Below are 25411 nucleotides of genomic sequence, written 5' to 3' on the forward strand. Positions count from 1 at the left end.
ATGAACCTGGCTGCAGCAGACACCACCGACGTCCCGAAGTGGGCGTCCAACGCGTTCCTCCAGTTCGTCGACGCCTGGCAAGCACCGATCACGATCGTCATCACGATCCTCGCGGCGATCGTCCTCCGGCTGATCCTCCGTCGCATGATCAAGCAGGTCGTCGACCGGATCGTGAACGGCGTCAAGAAGCGTCAGGGGGCGGCCGACACCCAGGCCCTCATCGCCTCCCCCGTGCAGACCGCGCGTGTCGTGCAACGGACCCGGACGCTCGGCAGTGTCCTCGAGAACCTGGCCACCGTGGTCGTCGTCGTGATCGCGCTCGTGGTCATCGCCACGGCGTTGTGGAAGGGTGCCGCGGTCGGCATCGTCGGCGGTGCGTCCCTCGTCGCGGCCGGCCTCGCCGTCGGCGCCCAGTCCATCGTGAAGGACCTGTTGTCCGGCATCTTCATGATCCTCGAGGACCAGGCCGGCGTCGGTGACGTCGTCGACACCGGGCAGGCCACCGGCGTCGTCGAGAACGTCGGGCTGCGCGTCATGCAGATCCGCGACGTGAACGGCATCCTCTGGTTCGTCCCGAACGGGCAGATCCTGCGCGTCGGCAACCTTTCCCAGGGCTGGTCACGGGTGCTCGTCGACATCACCGTGCCGTACGACACCGACATCGACGCCGTGCAGGACGCCCTGCTCAAGGCCGCCGTGACGATGTCGCAGGAGCCGCGCTGGCGCCAGCGGATCGTCGAGAAGCCGGAGATCTGGGGCCTGCAGTCGATCACCGACGCCGGGATGGTCTTCCGCCTGGTCGTGAAGACCCGCGCCTCCGAGCTCGACGTCGTCGGCCGGGAGCTCCGCACCCGACTGAAGCACGCCGTCGACGAACTCGGCATCACCCTGCCCGCGATGGCGATGATCATGCCCGAGGGCTGGGAGAACGCCACCTCGATCAACGGGCTGCGCACCGTCCGCACCCAGCCGATGGCTGCGCCCACGAAGCCGCGGCGCACCAAGCGCAACATCCTCGGGCAGCCGATCCGCACGGACGACGAGCCCGACAGCGGGAAGGACCCCCGATGACCGACCTCACACCCCCGACCGGCCCGGGTGGGCCAGGAGCACGCGGTTCGCTCGGCATGCCCGGCGTCCCCGCGCAGCCGATCACCCTGCGCGTCGGTGAGCACGGCACCTCGGCCACCGGGTCGCTGTACGAGCGGATCGGCGGTGCCCCCACCTTCGACCGGCTCGTCCGGCGCTTCTACGAGGGCGTGCAGCAGGACGAGGTCATCTGGCCGATGTACCCGGCCGACGACCTCGAGGGCGCGATCTGGCGCCTGTCCGCCTTCCTGCAGCAGTACTGGGGCGGGCCGGGCACGTACAGCGAGCAGCGCGGGCACCCCCGTCTGCGGATGCGCCACAACCCGTTCCGCATCACGTCCGAGGCGCGGGAGCGCTGGCTCCACCACATGCACGAGGCGGTCGAGTCGCTCGAGCTCGCTCCCCTGGACGAAGCCGAGCTCTGGGGCTACCTCGACCGCGCTGCCCACGCGATGACGAACACCTTCGACTGACGCGCGTCCGGCGCGGACGCCGTCGTGTCGTCGAGACGCCGCCGGATCCGGCGGCGTCTCGACGCTCCCGCGGCGTCTTCCGCGGACGCCGGCGTGCAGTGATCGTCACGAGCGCCGGACGGGAGGCCCGTGGCGGCGTCGCCACGGGCCTCCCGTCCGGCGGTTCCCGCGTTCTCGTGCTGGCGAGACGCCGGCGTGTCCGTCCGACGCCGCCATGTGCGTTCCGCGCCTCCGAATACGGCGGCGTCTCGCGGAACCGGCGGCGTGCCCGCGGGACGCCGGCGTCTTCGGGCAGTGCGTCTCAGCGCGGTCAGCGGACGTACGAGCCGGAGGCGAGGTCGTCGACCAGCGACGGCCGTGACGGCCGCCAGCCGTGGGCCGACCGGGCGTGCGCGCCGGACGCCTCCTGGTGCAGCAGCAGCGCGTCGGCGAAGTCCTGCCCGAGCCGTTCGCGGCTCGCATCGACGCTCTCGGCGACGACCGGTGCACCGTGGGCCCCGGCCTCGGCGAGCTCGCGCACGGTCGGGTTGTCCCCGGTCGCCGCGACGATGTACCCGTCGAGCTCGCCGCGGTGCAGCGCGAGGACGTAGAGCTCGCCGAGGTCGTCCACGTGCACCGTCGTCCACCGCTGGGAGCCGTCCCCGACCAGCCGCACCGGCTGCTCGCCGTCGCCGACGAACATCGCCGGGATGCCCGCGCCGCGTCCGTACACGATGCCGGGCGCGACGATGGTGCTCCGGACGTCGCTCGCGCGCAGCAGGGCCTCGTTCGGACCGCGCCACGCGGTCAGCGCCGGCGGGTCGATCGGCGACTGCTCCGAGATGTCCGTCGAGTCGCCGAAGGTGAAGATCCCGCCGGTGTGCACGAACGGCTTGGGGGTGCCGGCCAGTGCAGCGATCGCGGTGCGGATGAAGTCCGGGTCGACGTCCGGGGCCGATGCCGTGTGGACCACGCCGTCGCTCTCGTGCAGCAGCCGTTCGACGACCTCGGTGTCGGTGACGTCACCGACCAGGGCTCGGCCACCGGCGTCACGGACGTGCTGGGCCTTCTCGTCGGACCGGACGAGTGCGGTGACCTCGTCGCCGTGGGCGACCAGGGAGCGGAGGACGGAGGAGCCGATGTAGCCGGACGCACCGGTGAGGAAGACGTGCATGCGGCCAGCCAACCACGGCGGCCGGCCAGCGTGGTCCGTGGGCGGTCACCGTCCTCGCCGTCTTCTTCGTCGTCGTCGTCGTTACGAGCTCAGGGTCCAGGCGCGCCGCTTCACGAGCACGTGGCCACGCGAGGTCGTGAGACGGCTCCACGGACCGGTCTCGAACAGGCGCACCGGGTCGTGCCCGAGGAAGCCGAGGCTCTCGCCGGCGAACCCCGCACCAGCCGGCAGGTGCTCGACGCCGGGGACCGGTCTGCCCCAGACCTCGGCACGGATCCGCCGGACGATGGCCTCACCCGAGTTGGACGGCACGGCGTCCGCGACCTCGGCGATGCCGTCACGGGTGGCCCGGCGGAGGAGTTCGGGCGAGACGTCCGGCAGCGGGACCCAGCCACCGCGGGGCGGCGAGATGGCCGCCCACGTGACCGTGTGGACCTCGTGCGGCAGCTCGACCTCGATCGGGGTGGCCCGCGTCGGGTCCGCGCCCTCGGCGTGCTCGGCGTCCTGCGTCTCTGCCAGCAGGCGGAGACGCTCGAGCAGCGACTGCAGCGGCACCACGGTGTCGATCGAGGCGGGCTCGGTGAGCGAGAACGTGCGGAGACCGAGCACCGTCGGCAGTTCGTCGAGCAACCCGAGCGGGTAGAGGATCGCCGTGTACACGGCCAGGACGCCCGAGTCGGCGATGAGCCGGACCGAGCCGTCCTCGATCCGAGCGGCACGTCCGAGGTACGTGCGGAGGTCACCGAGTGAGGCGGCGTCGGGAAGCGTGAACGAGTTGCCCATGTCGTCCACGATCCTACCGGCCGTCGACGTCGCACCGCCTGGGCGTGGTGACCCTGCATCGAGGCCGGGCAGCCGTTCGTAGACTGCACAGCGTGAACGGCGAACCCGACTTCCTGCGGACCCTGCGACTCGAGGACACCGGCGCGAGCACGGGCGAGACGATCCTGACCGGTGCCAGCCACTGGTCCCCCGGCGGACGGGTGTTCGGCGGGCAGGTCCTGGCCCAGTGCATCGTCGCCGCGCAGACCACGATCGACGGTCGCGACGTCCACTCGATGCACGGGTACTTCCTGCGGCCGGGCGACGTCGACGTGCCGATCACCTTCGCCGTCGAGCGCATCCACGACGGTCGTTCGTTCGCGACCCGCCGCGTGCAGGCGTACCAGCGCGGCGTCCCGATCTTCTCGATGATCGCGTCGTTCCAGGTGCCGGACACCGGTCTCGAACACCAGGACCCGTACCCGGTGGACACCCCGGACCCGGAGTCCCTGCCGTCGGCCGCGTCGATCCTGTCCGCCATCGACCACCCCGTCGCACGGGCGTGGGCCGCACGGTCCATCGACCTGCGGCACGTCGAGGGTCCGGTGTTCATCGACGTGCAGGGCGAGCACGTGCCGCACCAGGCGGTCTGGTTCCGGGTGCAGGGCGACCTGCCCGAGGACCCGGCGCTGCACCGTGCGGTGCTCGGCTACGCCAGCGACATGTCCATCCTCGAGCCGATCATGCGGCGGCACGGCGTCGCCTGGGGCACCCCCGGTGTGAAGAGCGCCAGCCTCGACCACGCGATGTGGTGGCACCGCGACGGTCGCGCGGACGAGTGGATCCTGTACACGCAGGAGTCCCCGAGCGCGCAGGGCGGACGGGGACTCGCGTTGGGGCGGATGTTCTCCCGCGACGGTCAGCTGCTGGCCACCGTCGCCCAGGAGGGCATGATGCGGGTGCCTACGGGCGGCTGAACTGCACCGGGTCTTCGAGGTAGCGCTCACACGCGGCACGCTCGGGGTCGGTCAGCCGACGCGGACGGTTCGTCGCCGCGTCGACCATCACGAGTGCGGTCGTGGCCCGGGTGTACAGGACCGCGGGGGCCTGTCCCACGGGCGACCAGACCTCGTACGAGACGTCGATGCTCGCACCGCCCACCCGCCCGATCCACATCTGGATGTCGAGCGGCTGACGGAGGTACGGGATCGATGCCAGGTACTCGAGGCGTTGCCCGGCGATGATCGTCATGGTGCCCGAACCGGGCCGACCGTCGATGATCGGCTCGGGCAGGGCGCCGTCGGGGTCCTCACCGGGGTCGGCACCCCAGAACCCCACGATGCGCGCCTCTTCGAGGAGGCGCAGCATCGCGGAGTTGTTGACGTGGCCGTAGGCGTCGATGTCGCTCCACCGCATGCGGATGGGAGCGTGCAGTCTCGCCACGCGGGTCAGTCGCGGGTGAGCTTGCGGTACGTCGCGCGCCCGGGCTTCGCGGCATCGGCGCCGAGGCGCTCGATCTTGTTCTCCTCGTACGCCTCGAAGTTGCCTTCGAACCAGTACCAGTTCGGCGTGCCGTCCTCGTTCAGGCCTTCCCACGCCAGGATGTGCGTGGCGATGCGGTCGAGGAACCACCGGTCGTGCGTGATGACCACGGCGCAACCGGGGTACTCGAGCAGGGCGTTCTCGAGGCTGCCGAGCGTCTCGACGTCCAGGTCGTTGGTCGGTTCGTCGAGCAGAAGCAGGTTGCCGCCCTGCTTGAGCGTCAGCGCGAGGTTCAGACGGTTGCGCTCACCACCGGACAGGATGCCGGCGCGCTTCTGCTGGTCCGGCCCCTTGAAGCCGAACTGCGACACATAGGCGCGGGACGGGATCTCGGTCTTGCCGACCTGGATGTAGTCGAGTCCGTCGGACACGACCTCCCACAGGTTCTTGTTCGGGTCGATGCCGCCACGGCTCTGGTCGACGTACGAGATGTCGACCGTGTCGCCGATCTTCAGCGTGCCGCCGTCGAGCGGTTCGAGGCCGACGATCGTCTTGAAGAGCGTGGTCTTGCCGACACCGTTCGGGCCGATGACGCCGACGATGCCGTTGCGGGGCAGCGTGAACGACAGGTCGCCGATGATGACGCGTTCACCGAACTGCTTGCGCAGGTGCTCGGCGTCGATGACCTGCGAGCCCAGACGCGGGCCGACCGGGATCACGATCTCCTCGAAGTCGAGCTTGCGGGTGCGCTCGGCCTCGGTGACCATCTCTTCGTAGCGAGCGAGACGGGCCTTGGACTTCGCCTGGCGGCCCTTGGTGTTGCTCCGGACCCAGTCGAGTTCCGAGGACAGGCGCTTCGCGAGCTTGGCGTCCTTCTTGCCCTGGACCTCGAGGCGGGCGCGCTTCTTCTCGAGGTAGGTCGAGTAGTTGCCCTCGTACGGGTACAGGCGACCGCGGTCGACCTCGGCGATCCACTCGGCGACGTGGTCGAGGAAGTACCGGTCGTGGGTCACGGCGAGGACGGCACCGTGGTACTGCTGCAGGTGCTGCTCGAGCCAGAGCACGCTCTCGGCGTCGAGGTGGTTGGTGGGCTCGTCGAGCAGGAGCAGGTCGGGCTTCTGGAGCAGGAGCTTGCAGAGCGCGACGCGGCGCTTCTCACCACCGGACAGGTGCGTGACGAGCTCGTCCCCCGGGGGGCACTGCAGCGCGGCCATCGCCTGGTCGAGCTGGGAGTCGAGGTCCCACGCGTCGGCGGCGTCGATGTCTTCCTGCAGCGTGCCCATCTCGGCCAGGAGCGCGTCGAAGTCGGCGTCCGGCTCGGCCATGAGCGCCGAGATCTCGTTGAAGCGCGCGAGCTTGCCGTGGATCTCGCCCACGCCTTCCTGCACGTTCTCGAGCACGGTCTTCGTCTCGTCGAGCTCCGGCTCCTGCATGAGGATGCCGACCGTGAAGCCGGGCGTGAGCTTCGCTTCACCGTTGGACGGCTGGTCGAGACCCGCCATGATCTTCAGGATCGTCGACTTGCCAGCACCGTTCGGTCCGACGACGCCGATCTTGGCACCGGGGAGGAACGACATCGTGACGTCGTCGAGGATCAGCTTGTCGCCGACCGCCTTGCGGGCGCGGACCATCTGGTAGATGTACTCAGCCATATCGGCCCCAAGTGTAGTGACACCGTCGGAGCAGCGCTCGCCCGACGCCGGATCGCCGCTTCCCGCACCTGTACGAACCGGCCTGTTGTTCGCGTCACGGACGACGTAGCTTTGCCTCACCCAGCAACTTGGGGCCCGTCGCCCACCACGACGAGGACCAGGATCAGGACCACGGACAGGACGAGGACCATGACCACGCACACGACAACGACCCCGTCGCGGCTCCGCCGCCTCGCGCTCCCCTTCGTCGGAGCGATCGCACTCACCGTCGGACTCATCGCACCGGTGTCGCCGGCATCCGCCGTGGCCCTGCCGAAGGGCGCCCCGTACCTGCTGTACACCGCGAGCATCAGCGCGAACGGCTCGGGGACCGGCTACTCGTCGTACATCAACGTGCACGACGCCCACAACAACGCCTACGCCTTCGGGATCCAGTCGGACAAGGGCTCCACCGTGAGCAAGGGCAAGCCGCGGTACATCTGGGAGCGCGTACAGAACGGCAAGTTCACGTACGGCTACCTCGGCCCGGCGACGAACAAGCTCACCCCGATCGGCATGCGCTGGTACAAGAACGACGTCGCGACGATGATCGTGAACCACAAGACCGTCGCCAACCTGAAGCTCAACCTGGACGGACGGCTGTTCTTCAACGCCGAGGCCAACGCCCGTCTGAACGGTGACGTCGTGCACTCGACGGTGCAGAACACCCGCATCACGGTCGGCGACCGCAAGTCGAACACCGGGCTGAACGGCAAGTGGAACACGGGCTTCTCGTTCCACGGCCTGAAGGCCACGCAGACCAACAGCCCGCGGGTGCAGGGTGCGAGCTTCAAGATCGACGGCCGTGTGACCGGGCTGCCCCGCGGCGGCAACTGGGACACCGACCAGGTCTCCGGCATCGGGATGATCGCCCAGAAGTGGTGACCGACGCGAGGCGGTGAACCGCACGCGGAACAAGCGGCCTGACCCGGCGCACCGACTCCGATCGGCTGCCGGGTCAGGCCGCTTCGTCGTGGTCGGTGCGGTCGGCGTGGTCGGCGTGGTCGTCGAGGGGCGGCGCAGGGTCCCAGGGCGCGGCGTCCTGCTCGAGGACGTGTTCGGACGGCCCCGCTGGCTCGGTGCCGTCCCCGAGGGTCGGTGCGCCGTGCAGCGCATCGGCGTCGTCGTCCGACCCCGGGTCGGTCGACGGTGCGTGTTCGTGGGGCTCTGCGGTGTGCTCCCCGCGGTCGGGTCCGTCCGCGGCGCCGTGACCCACAGCGGGGTCACGGACCTCGCCGGTGCGGGGGTCCACCCCACGCAGCCCACCGTGACCCGATGCGGCGTCGCCGACCTGCCGCGGAACCCGCAGCCAGTTGCTGATCCCCCACGCCAGGTCGTGGCCGATGCCGTCGGCGTCGATCTCGACCGAGGTCCCGCCACGACCGTCGCGTTCCCACGTGCGGATGCGAACCCGGCCGGCGACGACGATCCGGTCGCCCTTCTTCAGGGACTTGAACACGTTCGACGCGAGCGACCGGAACGCGGTGACGGTGTACCAGTTGGTCGCACCGTTGACCCAGGCCGAGGTGGCCCGGTCCCAACGACGCGAGGGTGACGCGAGCCGGAGACTCGTGATGGCGATGCCGGTCTCGGTGACGAGGTGCCGGGGCTCGGTGGCGACGATTCCGCAGACGGTGATGATGTCGTTCATGGGTCGATCGTCACGGAGCCCGGGGCTGCCTCAGCAGCCCCGGGCTGGATCTGTGGCGTGTGGACCCGATCAGGCGACCTGTGGAGGACGAGTCCCCCGGGCCTCCTGTCCGGACCCGCTCAGTGCGCTCGGAACTCGGGCCGGGCGGCCAACGGTCCGAGCGCGGCGTGGACCGCGCCCTTCGCGGACTCGAGGGACGGGTAGGGCCCGCCCGCCCGTCGGCGCCCGTAGAGCTCGACCTCGAAGCCGTCCGCCGCGCGGTGGATGCTTCCCACTGCTCCGGCCGGACCGATGGCGACCCAGGTTCCCGTGTTGTCCGTCATGTTCGAACCACCTCCTCGTGGCCCTGCCGCCCCGGGGTCAGGACGCCAGGATGTACTGACTGTAGGCCTTCCGGACCTTGTTCACCTTGGGCAGCGCGACCGCGAGGCAGTAACCCTGCCCGGGGTTCTTCGCGAAGAAGTCCTGGTGGTACTCCTCTGCCGTGAAGAACGTCGAGAGCGGCTCGATGGTGGTGACGACCCCGCCGTCCCAGATGTCCGACGCCCGCTCGATCGCGCGCTCGAACAGCTCGCGCTGCGCGTCGTCGGCCGGGAACAGCGCCGAGCGGTACTGCGTGCCGACGTCGGCGCCCTGCCGGTTCAGCTGACGGGGGTCGTGCAGCGTGAAGAAGACGTCGAGGATCACCTCGGCTGGGATCACCGACTCGTCGAACGTCACCGCGACCGCCTCGGCGTGCCCCGTCGTCCCGGTGCACACCAGTTCGTAGGACGGGTCGTCGACCTGTCCGCCGATGTAGCCCGACACCACGTCCTGCACACCCTGGAGCGTGCGGTACACGGCGTCGAGACACCAGAAACATCCACCTGCGAGCACGAACGTGGTCATGACGACACCCTCTCTCCGGGCCACGCGTGCGGCCCACTCGTTCCTCCACAACAGTGTGCGCGGAGACCCTGTTCCCCAGATCGGACGGCACCCCTCGGCGTGTCGGTGGTCCCCCGTAGCGTCGGCACCACACCGACCAGGAGGCCAGCGATGCAGACCATCACCGAACCCGCACTGCGGATCCGCACCGTCCCGCTGGCCCGCGCCCGGGGCGACTACCGCATCCTCGACGTCCGCGACGACCTGAGCCGCGTGACCCGGGCCAACGGTGAGATCGTCGGCTACGTCGACCGCATCGACGTCGCCGGCGACACCGCCTACCGTGCGCGCCGGTACGTCGCGACCGAGCGCCGGTTCGTCGAGCTGCCGAGCGTCTGGTCCGCCGACGACGCCGTGGACACCCTGCGCTGGTCATGATGTTCCACATTGGAATCATCTGCGCTGGGATGCGCGGAACGCCGTCCGACCTCCCCGACGCCTGATCGTCCCGTGGGTATGGTGCGCACATGGACTGGTGGAACGACCTGACCGACTGGACTTCGTCCGACACGGGGTGGCGGGTGCTCTCGGGCGCTGTGATCCCCTTCGTCGCGATCGTCGTGGCTGGTGTCATCGCGGCGCTCATCGGGCGCAGCGCGACCAAGCGGGTCGTGGCGCTGCAGGAGCGGGAATCGAAGAACGCGGCCGTGGCCGCGATCCTGACGGCTGCGCGCAAGGCTGCCGCGTGGGGATCCCTCGGACACGACGAGCGCGCCTACTCCGACCACCTGGCCGAGGACGCCGACATCCGGCTGCGCCTGCTCGCCGTGCAGGGTGCGCCGCTGGCCGCCAACTGGGCCCAGCACGAGATCGCCGACATCAAGAAGAACTCGTCGACGTTCAGCTTCCAGGCGGACCAGTCCCTCGCCGAGTTCCGTGACCGCCTGCTCGACTGGCAGGCACGTCCGAGCCGTGCGCGCAAGCTCTTCAAGGCCGACCTCGAGCGCTGGAAGTTCGAGTCTCCGGACCCCGACGCCGACCTGATCAAGCGCCAGCAGGACTGGAACGCCGACCAGGGCGAGGCCCCGCGCACCCAGGCGCAGGCCCCGGCCCCGGTTGCTCCGGTCGAGCGCGCCACCCCGACGACGACCTCGCTGCGTCCGGCGCAGCGCCCCGCATCAGCGCCTTCGGTCCCGGCAGCCACCGCACCCGCTGCTGGTTCGCCCACTGCCGGTGCGGCTGCGCCCGGAACCGCAGCCGCCGGATCCACCGGTGGGACGACCCCGTCGTTCTCGGTGAACCGCGGTGCCGGCACGAACCAGAACCGCGGGAGCACCGACCCGAACGCCACACGCTCCTTCGGCGAGAACACCACCCGTGTCTACGGCGACGACGAGGCTGCGCCGCCGGTGCGCCCGGCGCTCGGCACCCCGACCTCACCCGCACGCTCCACCCCGGTTCGCAGCACGGACGACACCGAGGCCGTGGACGACGCCAGCGCGACCCGTGCCTTCGGCGGCGCGAGCGCCACCCGCGCGTTCGGCGACACCGACCGCGCACCGCGGAACGACCGCCCGTCCTCTGCCGACCGCGCCGTCGCGACGCCCACGGCAGCCGAGGCGCACGTCAACCGCACACCGGCGAACGACGTCCCGCCGGCGTCGGCTCCCCGGGTCGAGACCCCCGGAACGACGAACACCACGTCCGTCCCGACGCGTCTGGGCCAGGCCCCCGCCGAACCGGCCGACGCGAACGAGACATCGGAAGCGCCGTACACGCAGCCGATCAGCGCCGCCGAACTCCGGCGCCGCGCCGCGGACGACGACGAGTAACAGCCGCCACGACGCCACAGCGACGAGAACAGGGCCGCCATCCGCACAGGATGGCGGCCCTGTTCGTCTTCGGTGCCCCCGGCAGGAATCGAACCCGCGGCACGGTGGGTAGAAACCACCTGCTCTATCCACTGAGCTACGGAGGCAAGCAGCGTCGATTGTAGCGCCGTGACCAGATCCGGCGGTTGCCCAACGGTCGGCCGCCGTCTGCTCTCCGTTCCCCTCCGGGACACCCGCGCTTCGTAGCGTCCGGAGCATGCGCACCACCGGTTCCGTCCTCGCCGTCGTGCCCGCGCGTGCCGGGTCGAAGGGGATCCCCGGCAAGAACCTCCGAACTGTCGGGGGCCGTTCGCTGGTTGGTCGTGCGGTCGAGTCGGCTCGGCTGGCCGCGAGCATCGACGAGGTGGTCGTCACGACCGACGGCGACGCGATCGCCGCAGAGGCGGTCGCCTCCGGTGCCGCCGTGGTCCGCCGTCCGGCCGAGCTCGCCGGTGACGAGGCATCGTCCGAGTCCGCGCTGCTGCACGTCCTCGACGCGATCAGCACGCCACTGCCCGAGGTCCTCGTCTTCCTGCAGGCGACCTCGCCGTTCATCGACCCGGCCGACCTCGACGCCGCCGTCGCGCGCGTGGTCGACGGGCACGCCGACGCGGTGTTCGCGGCCGCACCGTCGCACGCGTTCCTGTGGCGGACCGCGCCGGACGGCACCGCGGTCGCGGTCAACCACGACGCTGCGACCAGACCGCGCCGCCAGGACCGTGAGCCGGAGTTCCGCGAGACCGGCGCGTTCTACGTGATGCGGACGTCGGGGTTCCTCGAGCACCGGCACCGGTTCCACGGCCGCGTCGAGCTGGCCGTCGTCGACGGTGCCGGCGCGATCGACATCGACGACGAGGCCGACCTGGCCCTCGCCGAAGCCCTCGCCGGCGCGCGGAACGAAGCCCCCGGCCACGGCCACGCACGCGTCGGCGCCCCTGCCCCCGCACCCACCACGACCCGAGACCCATCCCCGACGCGGGCCACCCCCGCACCGAACGGAGCACCATGACCGTCACCATCGGTACGTCCACGATCGGCGCGGGCCACCCCGCGTACCTCATCGGCGAGATCGGCCTCAACCACAACGGCGACGTCGACATCGCGAAGCAGCTCATCGACGTCGCTGCCGACGCCGGCCTGCAGGCCGTCAAGTTCCAGAAGCGCACCCCCGCGATCTCCACGCCGGAGCACATGAAGAACACCCCGCGCAGCACCCCGTGGGGCGACATGACCTACCTGGAGTACCGCTACCGCGTCGAGTTCGACCGCGACCAGTACATCGAGATCGGTGACCACGCGACCCTCCGCGGTCTCGACTGGTTCGCGTCGCCGTGGGACGAGCCGTCGGTGGACTTCCTCGAGGACCTCAACGTCGTCGCCTACAAGATCGCGTCGGCGTCGGTGACGGACCTCGGGATGCTCGCCGCGGTCGCCGCGACCGGCAAGCCCGTCATCCTGTCGACCGGCATGTCCACGCTCGAGCAGATCGACGCCGCCGTCGAGACCCTCGGCACCGACCGCCTCGTCCTCATGCACGCGACGTCGACCTACCCGCTGCCGGCCGAGGAGGCGAACCTCCGCATGATCGACACGCTCGCCCACCGGTACGCGGGCGTCCCCGTCGGCTACTCCGGCCACGAGCCCGGCCTGCAGATCTCCATCGCCGCGGTCGCCCTCGGTGCCACGGCCGTCGAACGGCACATCACGCTGGACCGCACGATGTGGGGCTCCGACCACGCCGCGTCCCTCGAGCCGCACGGTCTGAAGACGCTCGCCCGTGACATCCGCATCATCGAGACCGCCCTCGGCGACGGCGTCAAGCGCATCTTCCCCGGCGAGCAGGCACCGCTCGCGAAGCTGCGTCGTGTCGGCGCGTGAGCGCATGCAGTCGCCATCCGGGCGCCGGCGAGCAGGCACCGCTCGCGAAGCTGCGTCGCGTCGGCGCGTGAGCGCATGCAGTCCCCATCCGGGCGCCGGCGAGCAGGCACCGCTCGCGAAGCTGCGTCGCGTCGGCGCGTGAGCGGAGCGCACGTGAGCACCGCGCACGTGACCGGCCCGGTCGACGGGACCCGCGCCCTGGACGTGCCGGCTGACGGCGGTGGGTCGACCGGCGGACGGGAGGCGCGCCTCCCGTCCGACGCGCCACCACGCGTCCGACGCGTGGTCGGCCTGGTCGACACAGACTCCTTCGCGAAGTGGGGCGCCCACCTGCTGGCGACCGCGCCCGCCGACTGGGACCTGGAGCTGCGCACCGTGGCGACCCCGCGGTCGGCCAGTCCGAAGCAGCTGCGCTCGGCGTTCCGCAGGTTGGACCGACGACTCGCCCACCTGCACCGCGAACCGCCCGCACCGAAGGACGTCGACGCCGCCGTCGAGGAGCTCCGACAGGACCCGCCGGACGCCGTCCTGGTGTCCTTGATCGGGCCCGTGGCCGAACTCGTGATCGACGAGGTGCACCGGCGGATCCCGGACCGGCCGGTGCTGGTGTCCGGGCTGCCGGGGATCTCGTTCCCCGCGAAGTGGAAGGGCATCTTCTTCCGCGCCCGGGCCGACCTGTTCGTGCTGCACAGCCACCGCGAGGTGCGCGCGTACGAGGAACTGGCGCGCGAGGGCGGGGTCGAGCCGCACTTCGCACTCGCCACACTGCCGTTCGCCCGGGGTGCCGGCGCGACCGGCGGTACCGGCGCGACGGGCGCGCCCGTCCGCGACTCCGTCGTCTTCGCGGCGCAGCCGAGTGTGCCGCTCGAGCGGGCCGACCGAGCCCTCGTCGTGCGCTGGCTCGTCGACACGGCCCGCGCGCACCCGGAGTGGCGCGTCGTCATCAAGACCCGCGCCGCGGCCGGCGAGCACCAGACGCACCGCGAGGAGCACCCGTACCCGGACCTGGTGCCGGCGGACGCCCCGGCCAACCTGGTGGTGGAGAGCGGCCCGATGGCCGACCACCTCGACCGCGCGGTGGCACTCGTGACGATCAGTTCGACGGCCGTCCTCGAGGCTGCGGCCCGGGGTGTCCCCGCACTCACGCTCACCGACTTCGGGATCGGGCGGCACCTGATCAACGAGGTGTTCGTGGGGAGTGGCCTCGAGGGGGACGCCGTCGACCTGGTCGACGGCCGGTTCGGGGTCGTCCGGCCGGAGTGGATGCGGGACAACTACTTCCACCCGGCCGCCGAGGACGACTGGCAGCGCCGACTGGTGGACCTGATGGCCCGACGGGACGCCGGGACGCTGGTGGACCGGGCACCGGCTCGGCGGAGCCGTGGTGGGGCGCTGCGACGTGCGTGGGAGCGGAAGAACGCCCTCGGTGGGGCCGATCGAAGCCCGCTCGGGCTGGTCGCTCTGGGCATCGGGGCGCCGATCCGGAGCGCGAAGCGCCTGGCGCGGCGCATACGGGCACTGATCGATCCGCCGGAGCCCGTCGTGGTGTCGGCGCCGACGTCGCAGCGCGCAGGAGGGCGCGTCGCTGCGCCCGCGTCGGGGGCCGTCGCTGGGACGGCCGCGGCAGCGGCTCGGTCAGAGCGCCTTGGCCACCGCGAGCAGGAGCTGGTCCCGGGTCGGGACGCCGGGTGAACGGAAGACCTCGGTGCCGTCGTCCTGCCGCACGATGATCGTGGGCGTGGACCGGACACCGAGGTCTTCCGCGTCGTCGGGGTGCGCCGCCACGTCGTGTTCGGTCACGGTGAGCCCGGGGACGAGCGCCGAGGCCTCGGCCGACACCCTGCGGGCGGCGGCGCACGGCGCACAGAAGGCGGACGTCCAGAGATCGAGCTGCATGTGGTCTTGCAACGCGGCGGGTGGGGGTTCTACTCCCGGTCGAACTCACCGCTGCGGTCGCCGCGGTCCTGCAGGTCGTCCACGGGGTCGGACTCGCTCGGCTCGTAGGTGAACTCGACCGAGATCTGGTCGAGCACCTGGCGGGACTTGGTGGCGCGGTAGGTGAAGGCCGTCTGCAGGCCCTCGACGTCGGCGAACACCGTGACCTCGTTGTCCAGCGCGTCGCTCGTGGCGGTGCGGGTGTCGGTCGTGCCGTCGAAGGGGCCGCCGTGGAAGATCGCGGTGTACTCGTCGCCTTCGTGGATGGTGATGTCGCTCATGCGTCCCTTCTACCAGGCGGCGGCTGGGGCAGTCTGTTCAGCCCGTGCTTGCGCGGCGGGCCTCGCCGGTTGCGCGGTGGTCCTCGCCCGTTGCGCGGCGGTCCTCGCCCGTTGCGCTCCGGTCGCCGCCGTTGCGGAATGCATAGCATCACTATATAGTTCCGCTATGGAAACACCGCGCGAGCAGACGATCGAGACCCTCCTCGTCTCCGTCAACCGCCTGATCCGCCGCGCCGTCCAGTCGACGGGCAACACGTCCTCCACCGCCGTCTGGCGCACACTCGGCATCCTCGAGACCGACGAGCCCCTGCGGCTCGGCGAGCTGGCCACCGCGTCGCGCGTGGCGCAGCCCACGATGACCCGGCTCGTCGCCGGCATGCTCGCCGACGGTCTGGTCAGCCGCAGCGTCGACCCCGGCGACTCCCGCGGGCAGCTCATCGAACTCACCGGTGCCGGGCGCGACCGGCTCGCGGCCTGGCGTTCCACCCTCACCAGCACGGTCGGCCCGTTGTTCGCCGACCTGACCGACGACGACTGGGACGTCCTGCACCATGCGGCGGACCTGATCGCCCAGCGCACCCGGACAACCCCCAACGGAACGGAGATCCCCGCGTGAACGCCCACGCACCCGCCGGCCGGTCCGGCTCCATCCTCAAGCAGTCGTCCGCGGTCTGGGCGATCGCCTTCGCCTGCGTCGTCGCGTTCATGGGCATCGGCCTCGTCGACCCGATCCTCCCCGCGATCGCCGCGTCCCTGAAGGCGACCCCGGCGCAGACCGAGCTGCTCTTCACGAGCTACCTCGCCGTCACCGGTGTCGCGATGTTCTTCACGAGCTGGGTCTCGAGCCGCATCGGCGCGAAGCGCACCCTGCTCATCGGACTCGCCCTGATCGTGGTCTTCTCGGTCCTCGCCGCGACGTCGAACAGCGTGTGGAGCATCATCGACTTCCGCGCCGGGTGGGGCCTCGGCAACGCGCTCTTCATCTCCACCGCGCTCGCGACCATCGTCGGGGCAGCGTCGGGCGGCACCGCCTCGGCGATCATCCTGTACGAGGCAGCGCTCGGCCTCGGCATCGCCGTCGGCCCTCTCGTCGGCGGTCTGCTCGGCTCGGTGAGCTGGCGCGGCCCGTTCTTCGGCGTGACCACCTTGATGGCCGTCGCGTTCATCGCCATCGTCGCCCTGCTCAAGACCGGCAGTCTCGAGAAGCCCACACCCACCAAGCTCTCCGCACCGTTCCGCGCTCTCGGTCGTCCCGCGCTCGCCGCACTCGCCGCGACCGCGCTGTTCTACAACATCGGCTTCTTCGTCCTGCTGGCGTACACGCCGTTCCCGCTCGGCTTCGGCGCGCTCGGCATCGGGTTCACGTTCTTCGGCTGGGGTGTCGGCCTCGCCATCACGTCGGTGTGGGTCGCCCCGATGCTCACCGCCCGGCTCCGCAGGACGACCGTGCTGAAGATCGCGCTGCCCCTGCTCGCACTCGACCTGTTCGCCGCCGCGCTCGTCGTCCGGTCGCAGGTGGGCCTGATCATCTGCGTCGTCATCGGCGGCCTCGTGCTCGGTGTCCTGAACACCGTGTTGACCGAGTGCGTCATGGAGGCCACCGACCTCCCCCGCTCGGTCGCCTCGAGCGCCTACTCCGCCGTCCGCTTCATCGGCGGCGCCATCGCCCCGCCCGTCGCGACCCTGCTCGCCGACGAGTACTCCCCCTCGGCGGCGTACGTCTTCGCGGGTGCGTCCGTCGCGGTCGCCTTCGTCGTGATCCTCTGCACCACCAAGGTCCTGCGCCGCGTCGACGACGGTGCCGAGCCCGAGCGCGTCGAGGCCGAGGCAATCACCGCCGGCGAGATGGTCTAGGGGCGGGGCGGGTCCACCGCCACGCGGACGCTCCCCGCTCGCCCCGATTCTCCCGCCTGCCCCGCTTCTCCCGCGAACGGGCGAAATGCCCGAGTGTCCCCCGTGGGCACTCCGGCATTTCGCCCGTTCGTGCATCTGCGCGCCCGCTCGCCCGTGCACCCGCGTACCCGTTCCTCCTTCTCCTTCCCCCGAGCGGGTGAAATGCCCGGGTTCGTCCGCAGGGCGACCCGGGCATTCCGCCCGCTCGGGGAGGACTCGAGCGGCCGGCGGGAACGCCGCGGCAGGCGGGGTGGAACGAACCGCCTGGAGGCGCGACGCAGCCCGCCGGGGTCGCCACGGGCCTCCAGGCGGTCGCCGGCAGTGCTGTCGGCTCACCTCACGGCCGAGCGGGCGGAACATCCGGGTGCGTCCGCCCAGCGGGCCCGGCATTTCGCCCGCTCGTGGTGGGGACGCAAGTCCGAGCGGGAGCGCCGCGGCAGGCGGGGTGGAACGAGCTGACTGGAGGCGCGGGGCGGCCTGCCGGGGTCGTGAGGGCCCTCCAGCCGGTCGCGTGTACCGCCTGCGCTTCGTGTCCCGGACGAGCGGGCGAAATACCCGGGTGCGTTCGGAGGGCGACCCGGGCATTTCGCCCGCTCGCGGATCGGACCCACGGAACGGGCCGACGGGCCGACGCCGACGCGGGCACGGGCACGGGCACGGGCACGCACGGCCGCCCCCCCCCCCCCCCCCCCCCCCCCCCCCCCCCCCCATGGCAACCGCGAATGACCGCCTCGTCTGGATCGACTGCGAGATGACCGGCCTCGACCTCGAGGTCGACGAACTCGTCGAGGTGGCCGTGGTCATCACCGACTTCGACCTCGAGCCCGTGCACCCCGGGTTCGACATCGTCATCAAGCCGGACCAGTCGGCGCTCGACAACATGAACGAGTTCGTGACGAACATGCACGTCACCTCGGGCCTCATCGAGGAGATCCCGAACGGCGTGAGCCTGGCGGACGCCGAGTACCAGGTGCTCGAGTACATCCTCGAGCACGTCCCCGCCGAGGGCTCCGCGCCCCTGGCCGGCAACACGATCGGCACCGACCGGGCGTTCCTGTCGAAGTACATGCCGCGCGTCGACGGACACCTGCACTACCGCAGCGTCGACGTGTCCAGCATCAAGGAACTCTGCCGCCGCTGGTTCCCGCGCGTGTACTTCAACGCGCCGGAGAAGCACGGTGGGCACCGTGCCCTCGCGGACATCCTCGAGTCGATCCGCGAGCTCGAGTACTACCGCCGCGCCGGCTTCGTCGCCGAGCCCGGCCCGACCACCGACGACGTGCGCGCCGTGCAGGCCGACATCGTGGCGAAGTGGGAGTCGCGGCTGGCGCAGCCCACGGCCGAGTAGCGACACGGGTGGTCCGCACCCCGTCCCGCATGTACTACTATTGAGTGGTCGCGCCGGTCCGCCGGTTCGAACATGGTGGATATAGCTCAGTTGGTAGAGCGCCTGGTTGTGGTCTAGGAGGTCGCGGGTTCGAGACCCGTTATTCACCCCAGTACTGAAGAACAGACAAAGGCCCCGGTCCGTTGGACCGGGGCCTTCGTCGTTTCGCGAACATGTTCTGGTCTTGTGTAAAATATGTACTTCTGTATATTGTAGATCAGTGCAGACCCGATCCTTTCGACCAGACATCCAGGGCCTCCGTGGGATCGCCGTCGCCGTGGTCGTCCTCGACCATGCGTTCCGTTGGCCGAGCGGTGGGTTCCTCGGCGTCGACGTCTTCTTCGTGATCTCCGGGTTCGTCATCACCGCAGGGCTGCTGCGTGAACACGGGCGGACCGGACGGATCCGCCTCCGGGCCTTCGCCGCCCGCCGCGTGCGCAGGCTCGCGCCGGCATCCCTCCTCGTGATCCTCGTGACCACGGCTGCGGCCTGGGTCCTCCTGCCGACGAGCAGGTTCGCTTCGGTCGCCGCCGATGCCGTCGCCTCCGTGCTCGCCGTGCAGAACTGGCGGTTGGCAGCAGCGGGCACCGACTACTTCGCGGCGACGGCAGCCGCCTCACCGTTCCAGCACTTCTGGTCCCTCGCGGTCGAGGAACAGTTCTACCTGGTGCTCCCGGTCCTCCTGCTGCTCCTGCTCGGGCGTCGCGCACGCCGAGACGATCGAACCGTCGGGCGCTCGGCACGTGCAACCGTCGTGATCGGCGGCCTCACGGTGTGCTCTCTCGCTTGGGCCTTCGTCGCTGCTGCGGTCGACCCTGCCTCCGCGTACTTCTCGACGGCGACGCGTGCATGGGAGCTCGGCGTGGGTGTCCTCGCCGCGATCGCTGTGCACCGTGCCCGGTCGGTCCGCCCGTGGGTCGCGGAGTGCATGGTCGTCATCGGACTCGGCGCGATCGCCGCGTCCGTCCTGCTCGGGCGGGAGACCTTCGACATGCCGGCACCGCTCGCACTCGTCCCGACGCTCGGCACCGCGCTCATCCTGGTCGCCGGAGCCGGAGCCGGAACCGGAACCGGAACCGAAGCCGGAACCGGCGCCAGCTCCCGCTCCAGCTCTGGACCCGCACCCACCCGCACGGCCTGGGCAGCGGCACCGCTGCGCTGGCGTCCCCTCGTCGGACTCGGGACGGTGAGCTACTCGCTCTACCTCTGGCACTGGCCGTTCATCGTCCTGCTGCCCCTCTTCACTTCGCTTCCCGTCGGCATCGCGGTCGTCCTCGCACTGCTGACGTCGATCGCGAGCTACGCAACGGTGGAGACCGCCTTCCGGCACCGCGGCCTCCGCGCCACGCTCCAGGAACACCGTCTGCGGCTGCAGGTCGGCGCGCTGGCCGCGCTGACCGTGCTCACCCTCGTCACCGTCTCGGGAACCGCCGAGCGGCTCCGCCCGCTCCCACCGGTTCCCGCTGCCGCGCCCGCCGCCGGGGACGACACCGACCTCGCCGCCGACGACTCGTTCCCCGCGCTGCAAGCCCGCGCCGACGCCATCGCAGCAGGGCTGGGCGCGCGATCGTGGCCGGACGACCTGACGCCGAGTGCCGAGGCGATCAGCGCCCCTGACTACGCAGACTCCCTGACGAAGACCTCGAGTTGGGCGCCCACCCTCGGGTGCTCGGTGATCGGTGCCGATTGGCGCGCGGACTCGTGCACGTGGGGCGCCGCTTCGGGGACGTCCGTGATGCTCACTGGCGACTCCACCGGTGCGTTCTCGGCGCCGGGGTGGAGAGCGCTCGCAGAAGACCCCGACGCCGATGTGCAGGTCCGGAACGGCGCACAGATCGGCTGCCCCTTCTCCACGACGGCGCTCACCTCGGACGTCGACACCTGCGCCGCCCACAACGCGGAGGTGCTCGCCGAGCTCGAACGGACGACCCCGGACGTCCTGGTCGTGACGAACCGGTTCTGGGACAAGGAAGACCCGAGCCTCGAAGGGATCACGCGAGAGTCCTACGAATCCGGCGTCAAGGGGATCATCGAGGCCGCCCGACCGCACGTCGGCCGCGTCGTCGTCGTACCCGCCACCCCGCCGGGGTACGCGCCGACCGGCTGTGTCGCCGGCACCCGGGGGCCACAGGACTGCCGAGAAGGCGATGCGACAGCCCGCGCCCAGATGCGTTCCCTGACCACCCTGCTCGACGACGTCGACGAGACCACGGTGCTCGACACGACCCCCCTCTGGTGCTCGTTCGGTACCTGCCCGCTGCTCATCGGGAACGTCCTCACCCGCTTCGATCCGGTCCACGTCACACCGGAGGCTTCACAGGCATCGGCGCCGGCGCTGCTCGACCTGCTCCGGAAGGAGGACATCCTGCCGGGTGTGCGACCATCGACCCCGTGATGGAGATGTCCGCCGAGGCCTTCGAGCAACTCGTGACCGACGAACTCGACCTGCTCCCCGACGAGATGGTCGACGGGCTCGACAACGTGGTGTTCGTCGTCGAGGACGAACCGGAGAACGGCGAAGAGCTCTTCGGTGTCTACGACGGCATCGCAGCCACCGAGCGCGGGCAGTACGGCTTCGGCGAGCTGCCCGACCGCATCGTGGTGTTCCGGAAGCAGCACCTGGCCGAGTGCGACACCGTCGAGGAGCTCAAGGACGAGGTGCACACCACCCTCGTGCACGAGATCGGGCACTTCTACGGCATCGACGACGAGCGGCTGCACGAGCTCGGCTGGGCGTAGCGGCCAGCGACGCGCCCGCGCACCGCACCCGCACCGCACCCGCACCCGCGCCTCAGAACCGCGTCGGCCCCACCTCGTGGTACTTCTCCCACGCCCCCACCGGCCCCCGCCCGTGCAACGCGTACTCCCCCACCATCCGCTCCTTGTAGGCCGCCGGGTTGTGCGACGCCACCACCCGCGCGTTCCGCCAGTGCCGGTCGAGCGCACGCGTCCGGTCGGCCGCCGACGCCCCGCCGACCTCGAACAGCTCGGACGCCGACCGCAGCACCCGCGGCCCGATCTCGACCTGCGCCTGGTACACGGCGTTCTCGGCCGCGTCGAGCAGCACGCGGTCGACACCGGCCCCGGGTTCGTTCGTCGCGACGACCCCGTCGAGCAGCCCGGCGGCGGCGGCGACGAGCGACCGGGCGGTGAACGCGCCGGCCGACAGTCGCCCGAGCACCGCGAGCACCTGCGGGTCCTGGCCCGGCACGGCCGCGTTGGCGTGGATGTACGTGCGGGTCCGTGGTCGCACGAAGGCCACGGCGTCGTCGGACACCGCCTGCCCGATCCCGGCGAGGACCGCCAGCAGGTACAGCTGGTAGAAGGCCTGGATGTGCGACAGCGGAGCGTCCCGGTACGCCGACACCACCGACGGGTCGACCGACACCCCGTCGAACACGGTCGTGCCGGACGCTGTCAGCCGCTGCCCGAACCCGTCCCAGTCGTCGATGCTCTTCACGCCCGGCGCGGAGGCGTCCACGGCGAACGTCACGCGCTCCCCGTCGCGGTCCGCCGCCAGGTATATCCAGTCCGCGTAGAGCGTGCCGGTCGAGTAGAACTTCCGCCCTTCGAGGCGGAGGAGATCACCAGCCGGCGTCACCGTGGTCGAGATGTCGGCCAGCGTCGTCCCGGTCCGCTCCGAGGTCGCGTTCCCGATGATCGCGCCGCCGACGATGCGCTGGAGCCACTCGTCGCGCGACGCGGAGTGCGGCCGCAACAGCACCAGTTCGGTGTACCCGAAGTGTCCCCGCCACAGGTGCGCGATGTTCGAGTCCGCCGCCGCCAGGTCCGCCACCAGGTGCGCGAGTTCCACCAGCGTCACGCCGAAGCCACCGCGGTCCTCCGGCACGCGCAACCGCCCGAACCCCGCGTCGGCGAGCGCCCGGACCTCGGCGTGCGGCAGCGGCCGGTCGCCCGGCTTCCCGGACGCCAGCTCACGCTCGACCGCGCCGTCGCGGATCATCGCGAACACGGGAGCGAAGCGGTCGCGCAGGGTCGACAGACGGTCGGCCGGGAGGCCCGGCGTGCGCCCGTCGGTCGTCGTCGCGTCCGTCATGCGGGCACCTCCACCGCACGGGCTGCGTCCGCGACGCCGCTCGCGCCACCGGAGAACGCCCCGCGCCACTGCCGGGCCGGGTGCGAGTCCGGTAGCTGCGCGTGGTCGAAGAGCTTCTCGCGCAGGGTGCCCTCGCGGTACTCGGACTGCATCAACCCGCGCTCCTGCAGGGTCGGTGCGATGTGGTCGACGAACTCCTCGTAGGAGCCGGGCAGCGTCCAGTTGATGACGTTCACGCCGTCGACGCCCACCCGCTGCCAGTCGGCGAGCTCGTCGGCGATCTGCTCCGGCGTACCGACGACCCGGGCGCGGAGCTTGGCGGACAGGCGGGCCAGGTCGGCGATGGTCGGCTCGCGGTCCCCGGCGGCCTCGCGGAGCCACTGCAGGTGCGACTGCCCGGCGTGGGTGCGGACCTCGGACAGCGGGGTGTCGGGGTCGAGGGGCTCGCCGGTGTCCGCGTCGAAGCCGAGGTTCGAGTGCACCAGGAACCCGTCGGCGGCCAGGTACTCGTCGATCTCCGCTTCCTTGGCCTTCGCCTCGGCCTCGGTCGAGCCGGTGACGAAGGTCAGGCCGAGGAAGAACGCGATGTCGTCGCGCCGCCGGCCGGCGGCCGCGGCCAGGTCGCGGGTCTCCCGGATGAGCTGTTCGGTGGCGTCACGGTTCGAGGTCAGGATGAACTGGGCCTCGGCGTTCCGGGCCGCGAAGGCTCGGCCGGCGGGCGAGGACCCCGCCTGGAACAGCACCGGGGTCCGCTGCGGTGACGGTGCCGACAGGTGCGGGCCCTGCACGTCGTAGCGCTTGCCGTGGTGGTCGATGCGGTGCACCCTGTCGGGGTCGGCGTAGCCGCGGACGGGGTCCTTCAGCACGGCGCCGTCGTCCCAGGATCCCTCCCAGAGCTTTGCGCAGACCTCGAGGTACTCCTCGGCCCAGACGTAGCGCTCGTCGTGCTCCTCGAGCCGGTCGGCGCCGAAGTTCCGGGCGGCGCTGTCGAGGGCGCTCGTGACGACGTTCCAGCCGGTCCGGCCCCGGGTGATGTGGTCGAGCGTGGAGACCTTGCGGGCGAAGTCGAACGGGTGCGCCTGGATGACGCTCGAGGTGAACGCCAACCCGAGGTGCTCGGTCGACACGGCGAGCGCGGAGAGCAGCACCGAGGGGTCGTTCGAGGGGATCTGCAGCCCCTCGCGCAGGTTGGTCGAGTAGTCGCCGCGACCGGGGCCGTAGGTGCCGACGACGTCGGCGAAGAACATCGCGTCGAACTTGCCGCGCTCGAGGGTCCTCGCCAGGTCGGTCCAGAGCGTCACGTCGTCGAAGTCGGCCTGCCGAGCGTCGGGGTGCCGCCACAGGCCGTGCTGGATGTGCGACGTCGTGTTCATGACGAAGGCCGCGAAGCGCAGCGGGCGGTTCGGTGCATCGCTCATGCGACCCATCGTGGTCGGCGGGCACCGCCCGCCGACAGCGACGTGACCTCACGTTACGCGTGGTGTTCCCCGGCGCAGTGGACGCGACCATGCTCCTGAGGCATGCCGAGCCAGACCACCGTCACCGCGCCTCCCGGCCGTCCCGCCGCACCGTCGACCAGCGCGACCCGTCGTCGGGTCGCGCTCGCGTCGTTCATCGGGACGACCGTCGAGTACTACGACTTCTACCTCTACGCGACGGCCTCGGCGCTGGTGTTCGCACCGACGTTCTTCCCGTCCGTCACACCCGCGGTCGGGGTGATCGCGTCGTTCGCGACCTACGGCGTCGGGTTCGTGGCGCGGCCGCTCGGCGGGGTGGTCGCCGGGCACCTGGGCGACCGGATCGGGCGGAAGAAGCTGCTCGTCGCATCGCTGGTGCTGATGGGCATCGCGTCCACGCTGATCGGGGTGATCCCGTCCGCCGCGACCATCGGGGTCGGCGCCGTCGTGGCGCTCGTGTTCCTGCGGCTGCTGCAGGGTGTCGCTGCCGGAGCCGAGTGGGGCGGCTCGGCGCTGCTGTCCGTCGAGCACGCGCCCGAACGGCACCGCGGGCTGTTCGGGGCGTTCACGCAGATGGGCTCGGCCGGTGGGATGCTCCTGGCGACCGGGGTCTTCACGCTCGTGCGGTCGCTGCTCGGCACCGAGGCGTTCCTGGCCTGGGGCTGGCGGCTGCCGTTCCTGTTCTCCGCCGTGATCGTCGCGGTCGGGCTCGTCATCCGGCTCGGCGTGCAGGACGCCCCGGTGTTCCAGGAGCTGCGTGCCTCGGGTGGGGTCGAACGGTTCCCGGTGTGGCAGGCGATCCGGCAGCACCCGCGGTCGATCCTGGTGACGGCGGGCCTGCGACTCGTACAACCGGCGCTGTACTCGATCCTGACGACGTACGCACTGACCTACCTCGGCAACGTGCGGGGGCCGTCGGGCTCGGACGCGGGGCTGCAGGCCGTGCTCGTGATCTCGGCGGTGTCGCTCGTGTCGACGCCGTTCTGGGGGTGGCTGTCCGACCGGGTCGGGCGGCGGGTGCTCACGATCTGGTCGGCTGTGGGCATCGCGGTGCTCATCTGGCCGTTCTTCGCGTTCCTCGACGCCGGGCCCCTCGTGCTGCTGCCGCTCGTGGCGCTGATCGGGATGTGCGTGTTCCACGACAGCATCTACGGCCCGCAGGCGGCGTGGTTCGCGGAGCAGTTCCCGACCGGGCGGCGGTACTCGGGGATGTCGCTCGGCTACCAGATCGGGTCGATCTTCTCGGTGGGGCTGACGCCGCTGCTGGCCGCGGTGTTCGTGCAGTTGGGCGGTGGCTCGCCGTGGATCCTGTGCGGGTACCTCGGGGTGTACGCGGTGCTGACGATCGTGGCGGCGGTGTTCGCGGTGGATCCGCGCGCGGCGGCGCGGCGGGCGGGCGGCGCGGGCGCGGACGCGGGCGCGGGCGGGGGCGCGGGCGCGGGCCGAGTCTCGGCTTGACGGACAGTTCTCGCCTTCCGTAGCCC

The 25411-nt window shown here is 71.1% G+C and carries 26 protein-coding genes and 2 tRNA genes; 16 read left to right on the forward strand and 12 right to left on the reverse strand.

From position 1 onward, the window contains the following. On the forward strand, window positions 1–1071 hold the full coding sequence (locus ASF75_RS11315) for a mechanosensitive ion channel family protein (RefSeq protein ID WP_017886036.1): 1071 nt from the start codon (window positions 1–3) through the stop codon (window positions 1069–1071). Continuing rightward, window positions 1068–1562, forward strand: a complete 495-nt coding sequence (locus ASF75_RS11320) for a globin (RefSeq protein WP_017886037.1) — start codon at window positions 1068–1070, stop codon at window positions 1560–1562. Before ASF75_RS11315 ends, ASF75_RS11320 begins: the two co-directional genes overlap by 4 nt. A gap of 310 nt (window positions 1563–1872) precedes the next feature. Here the strand turns inward: ASF75_RS11320 and ASF75_RS11325 are convergent, their stop codons facing one another. Both ASF75_RS11325 and ASF75_RS11330 read right to left on the reverse strand, forming a co-directional pair. After that, window positions 1873–2715, reverse strand: a complete 843-nt coding sequence (locus ASF75_RS11325) for an NAD(P)H-binding protein (protein ID WP_031259241.1) — start codon at window positions 2713–2715, stop codon at window positions 1873–1875. Between the two features lie 81 nt (window positions 2716–2796). After that, the gene (locus ASF75_RS11330; protein ID WP_031259242.1) at window positions 2797–3498 is read right to left on the reverse strand and encodes a hypothetical protein; all 702 of its coding nucleotides are present in this window, start codon (window positions 3496–3498) and stop codon (window positions 2797–2799) included. 92 nt (window positions 3499–3590) lie between these two features. Here ASF75_RS11330 and ASF75_RS11335 point away from each other — a divergent pair, with 92 nt between their 5' ends. Then, window positions 3591–4454, forward strand: coding sequence for an acyl-CoA thioesterase (locus tag ASF75_RS11335; RefSeq protein WP_017886040.1), 864 nt, complete (start codon window positions 3591–3593; stop codon window positions 4452–4454). Here the strand turns inward: ASF75_RS11335 and ASF75_RS11340 are convergent. Both ASF75_RS11340 and ettA read right to left on the reverse strand, forming a co-directional pair. Then, a complete protein-coding gene (locus ASF75_RS11340; protein ID WP_056071447.1) occupies window positions 4441–4893 on the reverse strand; it encodes an acyl-CoA thioesterase in 453 nt (150 codons plus the stop codon). The genes ASF75_RS11335 and ASF75_RS11340 overlap by 14 nt on opposite strands. 32 nt (window positions 4894–4925) lie before the next feature. Further along, a complete protein-coding gene (ettA, locus tag ASF75_RS11345) occupies window positions 4926–6611 on the reverse strand; it encodes an energy-dependent translational throttle protein EttA (RefSeq protein ID WP_017886042.1) in 1686 nt (561 codons plus the stop codon). Between the two features lie 189 nt (window positions 6612–6800). On the opposite strand from ettA, the gene ASF75_RS11350 reads away from it, so the two are divergent. Next, window positions 6801–7535 (forward strand): hypothetical protein, encoded by a 735-nt coding sequence (locus ASF75_RS11350; RefSeq protein WP_017886043.1) that lies wholly within the window; start codon window positions 6801–6803, stop codon window positions 7533–7535. Window positions 7536–7608: 73 nt separating this feature from the next. Here ASF75_RS11350 and ASF75_RS11355 read toward each other — a convergent pair whose 3' ends face one another. The 3 genes from ASF75_RS11355 to msrA form a co-directional block, all read right to left on the reverse strand. Next, the gene (locus tag ASF75_RS11355; protein ID WP_052481732.1) at window positions 7609–8301 is read right to left on the reverse strand and encodes a single-stranded DNA-binding protein; all 693 of its coding nucleotides are present in this window, start codon (window positions 8299–8301) and stop codon (window positions 7609–7611) included. A 119-nt stretch (window positions 8302–8420) separates the two neighbouring features. After that, window positions 8421–8624, reverse strand: coding sequence for a hypothetical protein (locus ASF75_RS11360; RefSeq protein WP_017886045.1), 204 nt, complete (start codon window positions 8622–8624; stop codon window positions 8421–8423). Between the two features lie 37 nt (window positions 8625–8661). Continuing rightward, window positions 8662–9189, reverse strand: coding sequence for a peptide-methionine (S)-S-oxide reductase MsrA (msrA, locus tag ASF75_RS11365; protein ID WP_056071450.1), 528 nt, complete (start codon window positions 9187–9189; stop codon window positions 8662–8664). 150 nt (window positions 9190–9339) lie between these two features. Between msrA and ASF75_RS11370 the strand changes: the two genes are divergently transcribed. Both ASF75_RS11370 and ASF75_RS11375 read left to right on the forward strand, forming a co-directional pair. Continuing rightward, window positions 9340–9606 carry a hypothetical protein gene (locus ASF75_RS11370; protein ID WP_017886047.1) on the forward strand — a complete coding sequence of 89 codons (267 nt, stop codon included), beginning with the start codon at window positions 9340–9342 and terminating at the stop codon, window positions 9604–9606. Window positions 9607–9695: 89 nt separating this feature from the next. Continuing rightward, entirely contained in the window at window positions 9696–11000 is a 1305-nt protein-coding gene (locus ASF75_RS11375; protein ID WP_056071453.1) for a hypothetical protein, read from the forward strand. 73 nt (window positions 11001–11073) lie between these two features. Here the strand turns inward: ASF75_RS11375 and ASF75_RS11380 are convergent. Next, window positions 11074–11146: transfer RNA gene (locus ASF75_RS11380), tRNA-Arg, on the reverse strand. A 110-nt stretch (window positions 11147–11256) separates the two neighbouring features. Between ASF75_RS11380 and ASF75_RS11385 the strand changes: the two genes are divergently transcribed. From ASF75_RS11385 to ASF75_RS11395, 3 genes are all read left to right on the forward strand, one after another. Next, window positions 11257–12048, forward strand: a complete 792-nt coding sequence (locus ASF75_RS11385; protein ID WP_056071456.1) for a cytidylyltransferase domain-containing protein — start codon at window positions 11257–11259, stop codon at window positions 12046–12048. Next, entirely contained in the window at window positions 12045–12917 is an 873-nt protein-coding gene (locus tag ASF75_RS11390) for an N-acetylneuraminate synthase family protein (protein ID WP_017886049.1), read from the forward strand. The genes ASF75_RS11385 and ASF75_RS11390 overlap by 4 nt, the downstream gene beginning before the upstream one ends. A 153-nt stretch (window positions 12918–13070) precedes the next feature. Next, on the forward strand, window positions 13071–14609 hold the full coding sequence (locus tag ASF75_RS11395; RefSeq protein ID WP_056071459.1) for a DUF6716 putative glycosyltransferase: 1539 nt from the start codon (window positions 13071–13073) through the stop codon (window positions 14607–14609). Here the strand turns inward: ASF75_RS11395 and ASF75_RS11400 are convergent. Both ASF75_RS11400 and ASF75_RS11405 read right to left on the reverse strand, forming a co-directional pair. Then, entirely contained in the window at window positions 14553–14813 is a 261-nt protein-coding gene (locus ASF75_RS11400) for a thioredoxin family protein (RefSeq protein WP_017886050.1), read from the reverse strand. The genes ASF75_RS11395 and ASF75_RS11400 overlap by 57 nt on opposite strands. Window positions 14814–14842: 29 nt before the next feature. After that, entirely contained in the window at window positions 14843–15133 is a 291-nt protein-coding gene (locus tag ASF75_RS11405; protein WP_042538564.1) for a hypothetical protein, read from the reverse strand. 166 nt (window positions 15134–15299) lie between these two features. Here ASF75_RS11405 and ASF75_RS11410 point away from each other — a divergent pair, with 166 nt between their 5' ends. The 6 genes from ASF75_RS11410 (at window position 15300) to ASF75_RS11435 (ending at window position 21152) form a co-directional block, all read left to right on the forward strand. Beyond that, window positions 15300–15749 carry a MarR family winged helix-turn-helix transcriptional regulator gene (locus ASF75_RS11410; protein WP_056071463.1) on the forward strand — a complete coding sequence of 150 codons (450 nt, stop codon included), beginning with the start codon at window positions 15300–15302 and terminating at the stop codon, window positions 15747–15749. Then, window positions 15746–16987, forward strand: coding sequence for an MFS transporter (locus ASF75_RS11415; RefSeq protein ID WP_056071466.1), 1242 nt, complete (start codon window positions 15746–15748; stop codon window positions 16985–16987). Before ASF75_RS11410 ends, ASF75_RS11415 begins: the two co-directional genes overlap by 4 nt. A gap of 748 nt (window positions 16988–17735) precedes the next feature. Next, window positions 17736–18374: an oligoribonuclease gene (orn, locus tag ASF75_RS11420; RefSeq protein ID WP_056071664.1), complete on the forward strand. Its 639-nt coding sequence runs from the start codon at window positions 17736–17738 to the stop codon at window positions 18372–18374. Window positions 18375–18449: 75 nt separating this feature from the next. Further along, a tRNA-His gene (locus ASF75_RS11425) sits at window positions 18450–18525 on the forward strand. A gap of 108 nt (window positions 18526–18633) precedes the next feature. Next, complete coding sequence (locus tag ASF75_RS17890) at window positions 18634–20808, forward strand: acyltransferase family protein (RefSeq protein ID WP_162243020.1); 2175 nt, start codon at window positions 18634–18636, stop codon at window positions 20806–20808. Then, window positions 20808–21152, forward strand: a complete 345-nt coding sequence (locus ASF75_RS11435; RefSeq protein ID WP_017886056.1) for a metallopeptidase family protein — start codon at window positions 20808–20810, stop codon at window positions 21150–21152. The genes ASF75_RS17890 and ASF75_RS11435 overlap by 1 nt, the downstream gene beginning before the upstream one ends. Window positions 21153–21204: 52 nt before the next feature. On the opposite strand, the gene ASF75_RS11440 is transcribed toward ASF75_RS11435, so the two are convergent. Continuing rightward, a complete protein-coding gene (locus tag ASF75_RS11440; protein WP_056071472.1) occupies window positions 21205–22470 on the reverse strand; it encodes an acyl-CoA dehydrogenase family protein in 1266 nt (421 codons plus the stop codon). Then, a complete protein-coding gene (locus ASF75_RS11445) occupies window positions 22467–23888 on the reverse strand; it encodes an LLM class flavin-dependent oxidoreductase (RefSeq protein WP_056071475.1) in 1422 nt (473 codons plus the stop codon). Before ASF75_RS11445 ends, ASF75_RS11440 begins: the two co-directional genes overlap by 4 nt. 102 nt (window positions 23889–23990) lie before the next feature. On the opposite strand from ASF75_RS11445, the gene ASF75_RS11450 reads away from it, so the two are divergent. After that, window positions 23991–25385, forward strand: coding sequence for an MFS transporter (locus tag ASF75_RS11450; RefSeq protein WP_017886059.1), 1395 nt, complete (start codon window positions 23991–23993; stop codon window positions 25383–25385). The last annotated feature ends 26 nt before the right edge of the window (window positions 25386–25411 follow it).

The sequence above is a fragment of the Curtobacterium sp. Leaf154 genome, from assembly GCF_001424595.1.
In the GTDB taxonomy this organism is placed as follows: domain Bacteria; phylum Actinomycetota; class Actinomycetes; order Actinomycetales; family Microbacteriaceae; genus Curtobacterium; species Curtobacterium poinsettiae.

Coding starts and splice junctions, on each gene's coding strand:
- ASF75_RS11385 (WP_056071456.1), top strand. CDS start 11,257: ATGCGCACCACCGGTTCCGTCCTCGCCGTCGTGCCCGCGCGTGCCGGG.
- ASF75_RS11350 (WP_017886043.1), top strand. CDS start 6,801: ATGACCACGCACACGACAACGACCCCGTCGCGGCTCCGCCGCCTCGCG.
- ASF75_RS11445 (WP_056071475.1), bottom strand. CDS start 23,888: ATGAGCGATGCACCGAACCGCCCGCTGCGCTTCGCGGCCTTCGTCATG.
- ASF75_RS11340 (WP_056071447.1), bottom strand. CDS start 4,893: ATGCGGTGGAGCGACATCGACGCCTACGGCCACGTCAACAACTCCGCG.
- ASF75_RS11375 (WP_056071453.1), top strand. CDS start 9,696: ATGGACTGGTGGAACGACCTGACCGACTGGACTTCGTCCGACACGGGG.
- ASF75_RS11370 (WP_017886047.1), top strand. CDS start 9,340: ATGCAGACCATCACCGAACCCGCACTGCGGATCCGCACCGTCCCGCTG.
- ASF75_RS11390 (WP_017886049.1), top strand. CDS start 12,045: ATGACCGTCACCATCGGTACGTCCACGATCGGCGCGGGCCACCCCGCG.
- ASF75_RS11355 (WP_052481732.1), bottom strand. CDS start 8,301: ATGAACGACATCATCACCGTCTGCGGAATCGTCGCCACCGAGCCCCGG.
- ASF75_RS11405 (WP_042538564.1), bottom strand. CDS start 15,133: ATGAGCGACATCACCATCCACGAAGGCGACGAGTACACCGCGATCTTC.
- ASF75_RS11320 (WP_017886037.1), top strand. CDS start 1,068: ATGACCGACCTCACACCCCCGACCGGCCCGGGTGGGCCAGGAGCACGC.
- ASF75_RS11410 (WP_056071463.1), top strand. CDS start 15,300: ATGGAAACACCGCGCGAGCAGACGATCGAGACCCTCCTCGTCTCCGTC.
- orn (WP_056071664.1), top strand. CDS start 17,736: ATGGCAACCGCGAATGACCGCCTCGTCTGGATCGACTGCGAGATGACC.
- ASF75_RS11450 (WP_017886059.1), top strand. CDS start 23,991: ATGCCGAGCCAGACCACCGTCACCGCGCCTCCCGGCCGTCCCGCCGCA.
- ASF75_RS11435 (WP_017886056.1), top strand. CDS start 20,808: ATGGAGATGTCCGCCGAGGCCTTCGAGCAACTCGTGACCGACGAACTC.
- ASF75_RS11400 (WP_017886050.1), bottom strand. CDS start 14,813: ATGCAGCTCGATCTCTGGACGTCCGCCTTCTGTGCGCCGTGCGCCGCC.
- ettA (WP_017886042.1), bottom strand. CDS start 6,611: ATGGCTGAGTACATCTACCAGATGGTCCGCGCCCGCAAGGCGGTCGGC.
- ASF75_RS11315 (WP_017886036.1), top strand. CDS start 1: ATGAACCTGGCTGCAGCAGACACCACCGACGTCCCGAAGTGGGCGTCC.
- ASF75_RS11440 (WP_056071472.1), bottom strand. CDS start 22,470: ATGACGGACGCGACGACGACCGACGGGCGCACGCCGGGCCTCCCGGCC.
- msrA (WP_056071450.1), bottom strand. CDS start 9,189: ATGACCACGTTCGTGCTCGCAGGTGGATGTTTCTGGTGTCTCGACGCC.
- ASF75_RS11360 (WP_017886045.1), bottom strand. CDS start 8,624: ATGACGGACAACACGGGAACCTGGGTCGCCATCGGTCCGGCCGGAGCA.
- ASF75_RS11330 (WP_031259242.1), bottom strand. CDS start 3,498: ATGGGCAACTCGTTCACGCTTCCCGACGCCGCCTCACTCGGTGACCTC.
- ASF75_RS11325 (WP_031259241.1), bottom strand. CDS start 2,715: ATGCACGTCTTCCTCACCGGTGCGTCCGGCTACATCGGCTCCTCCGTC.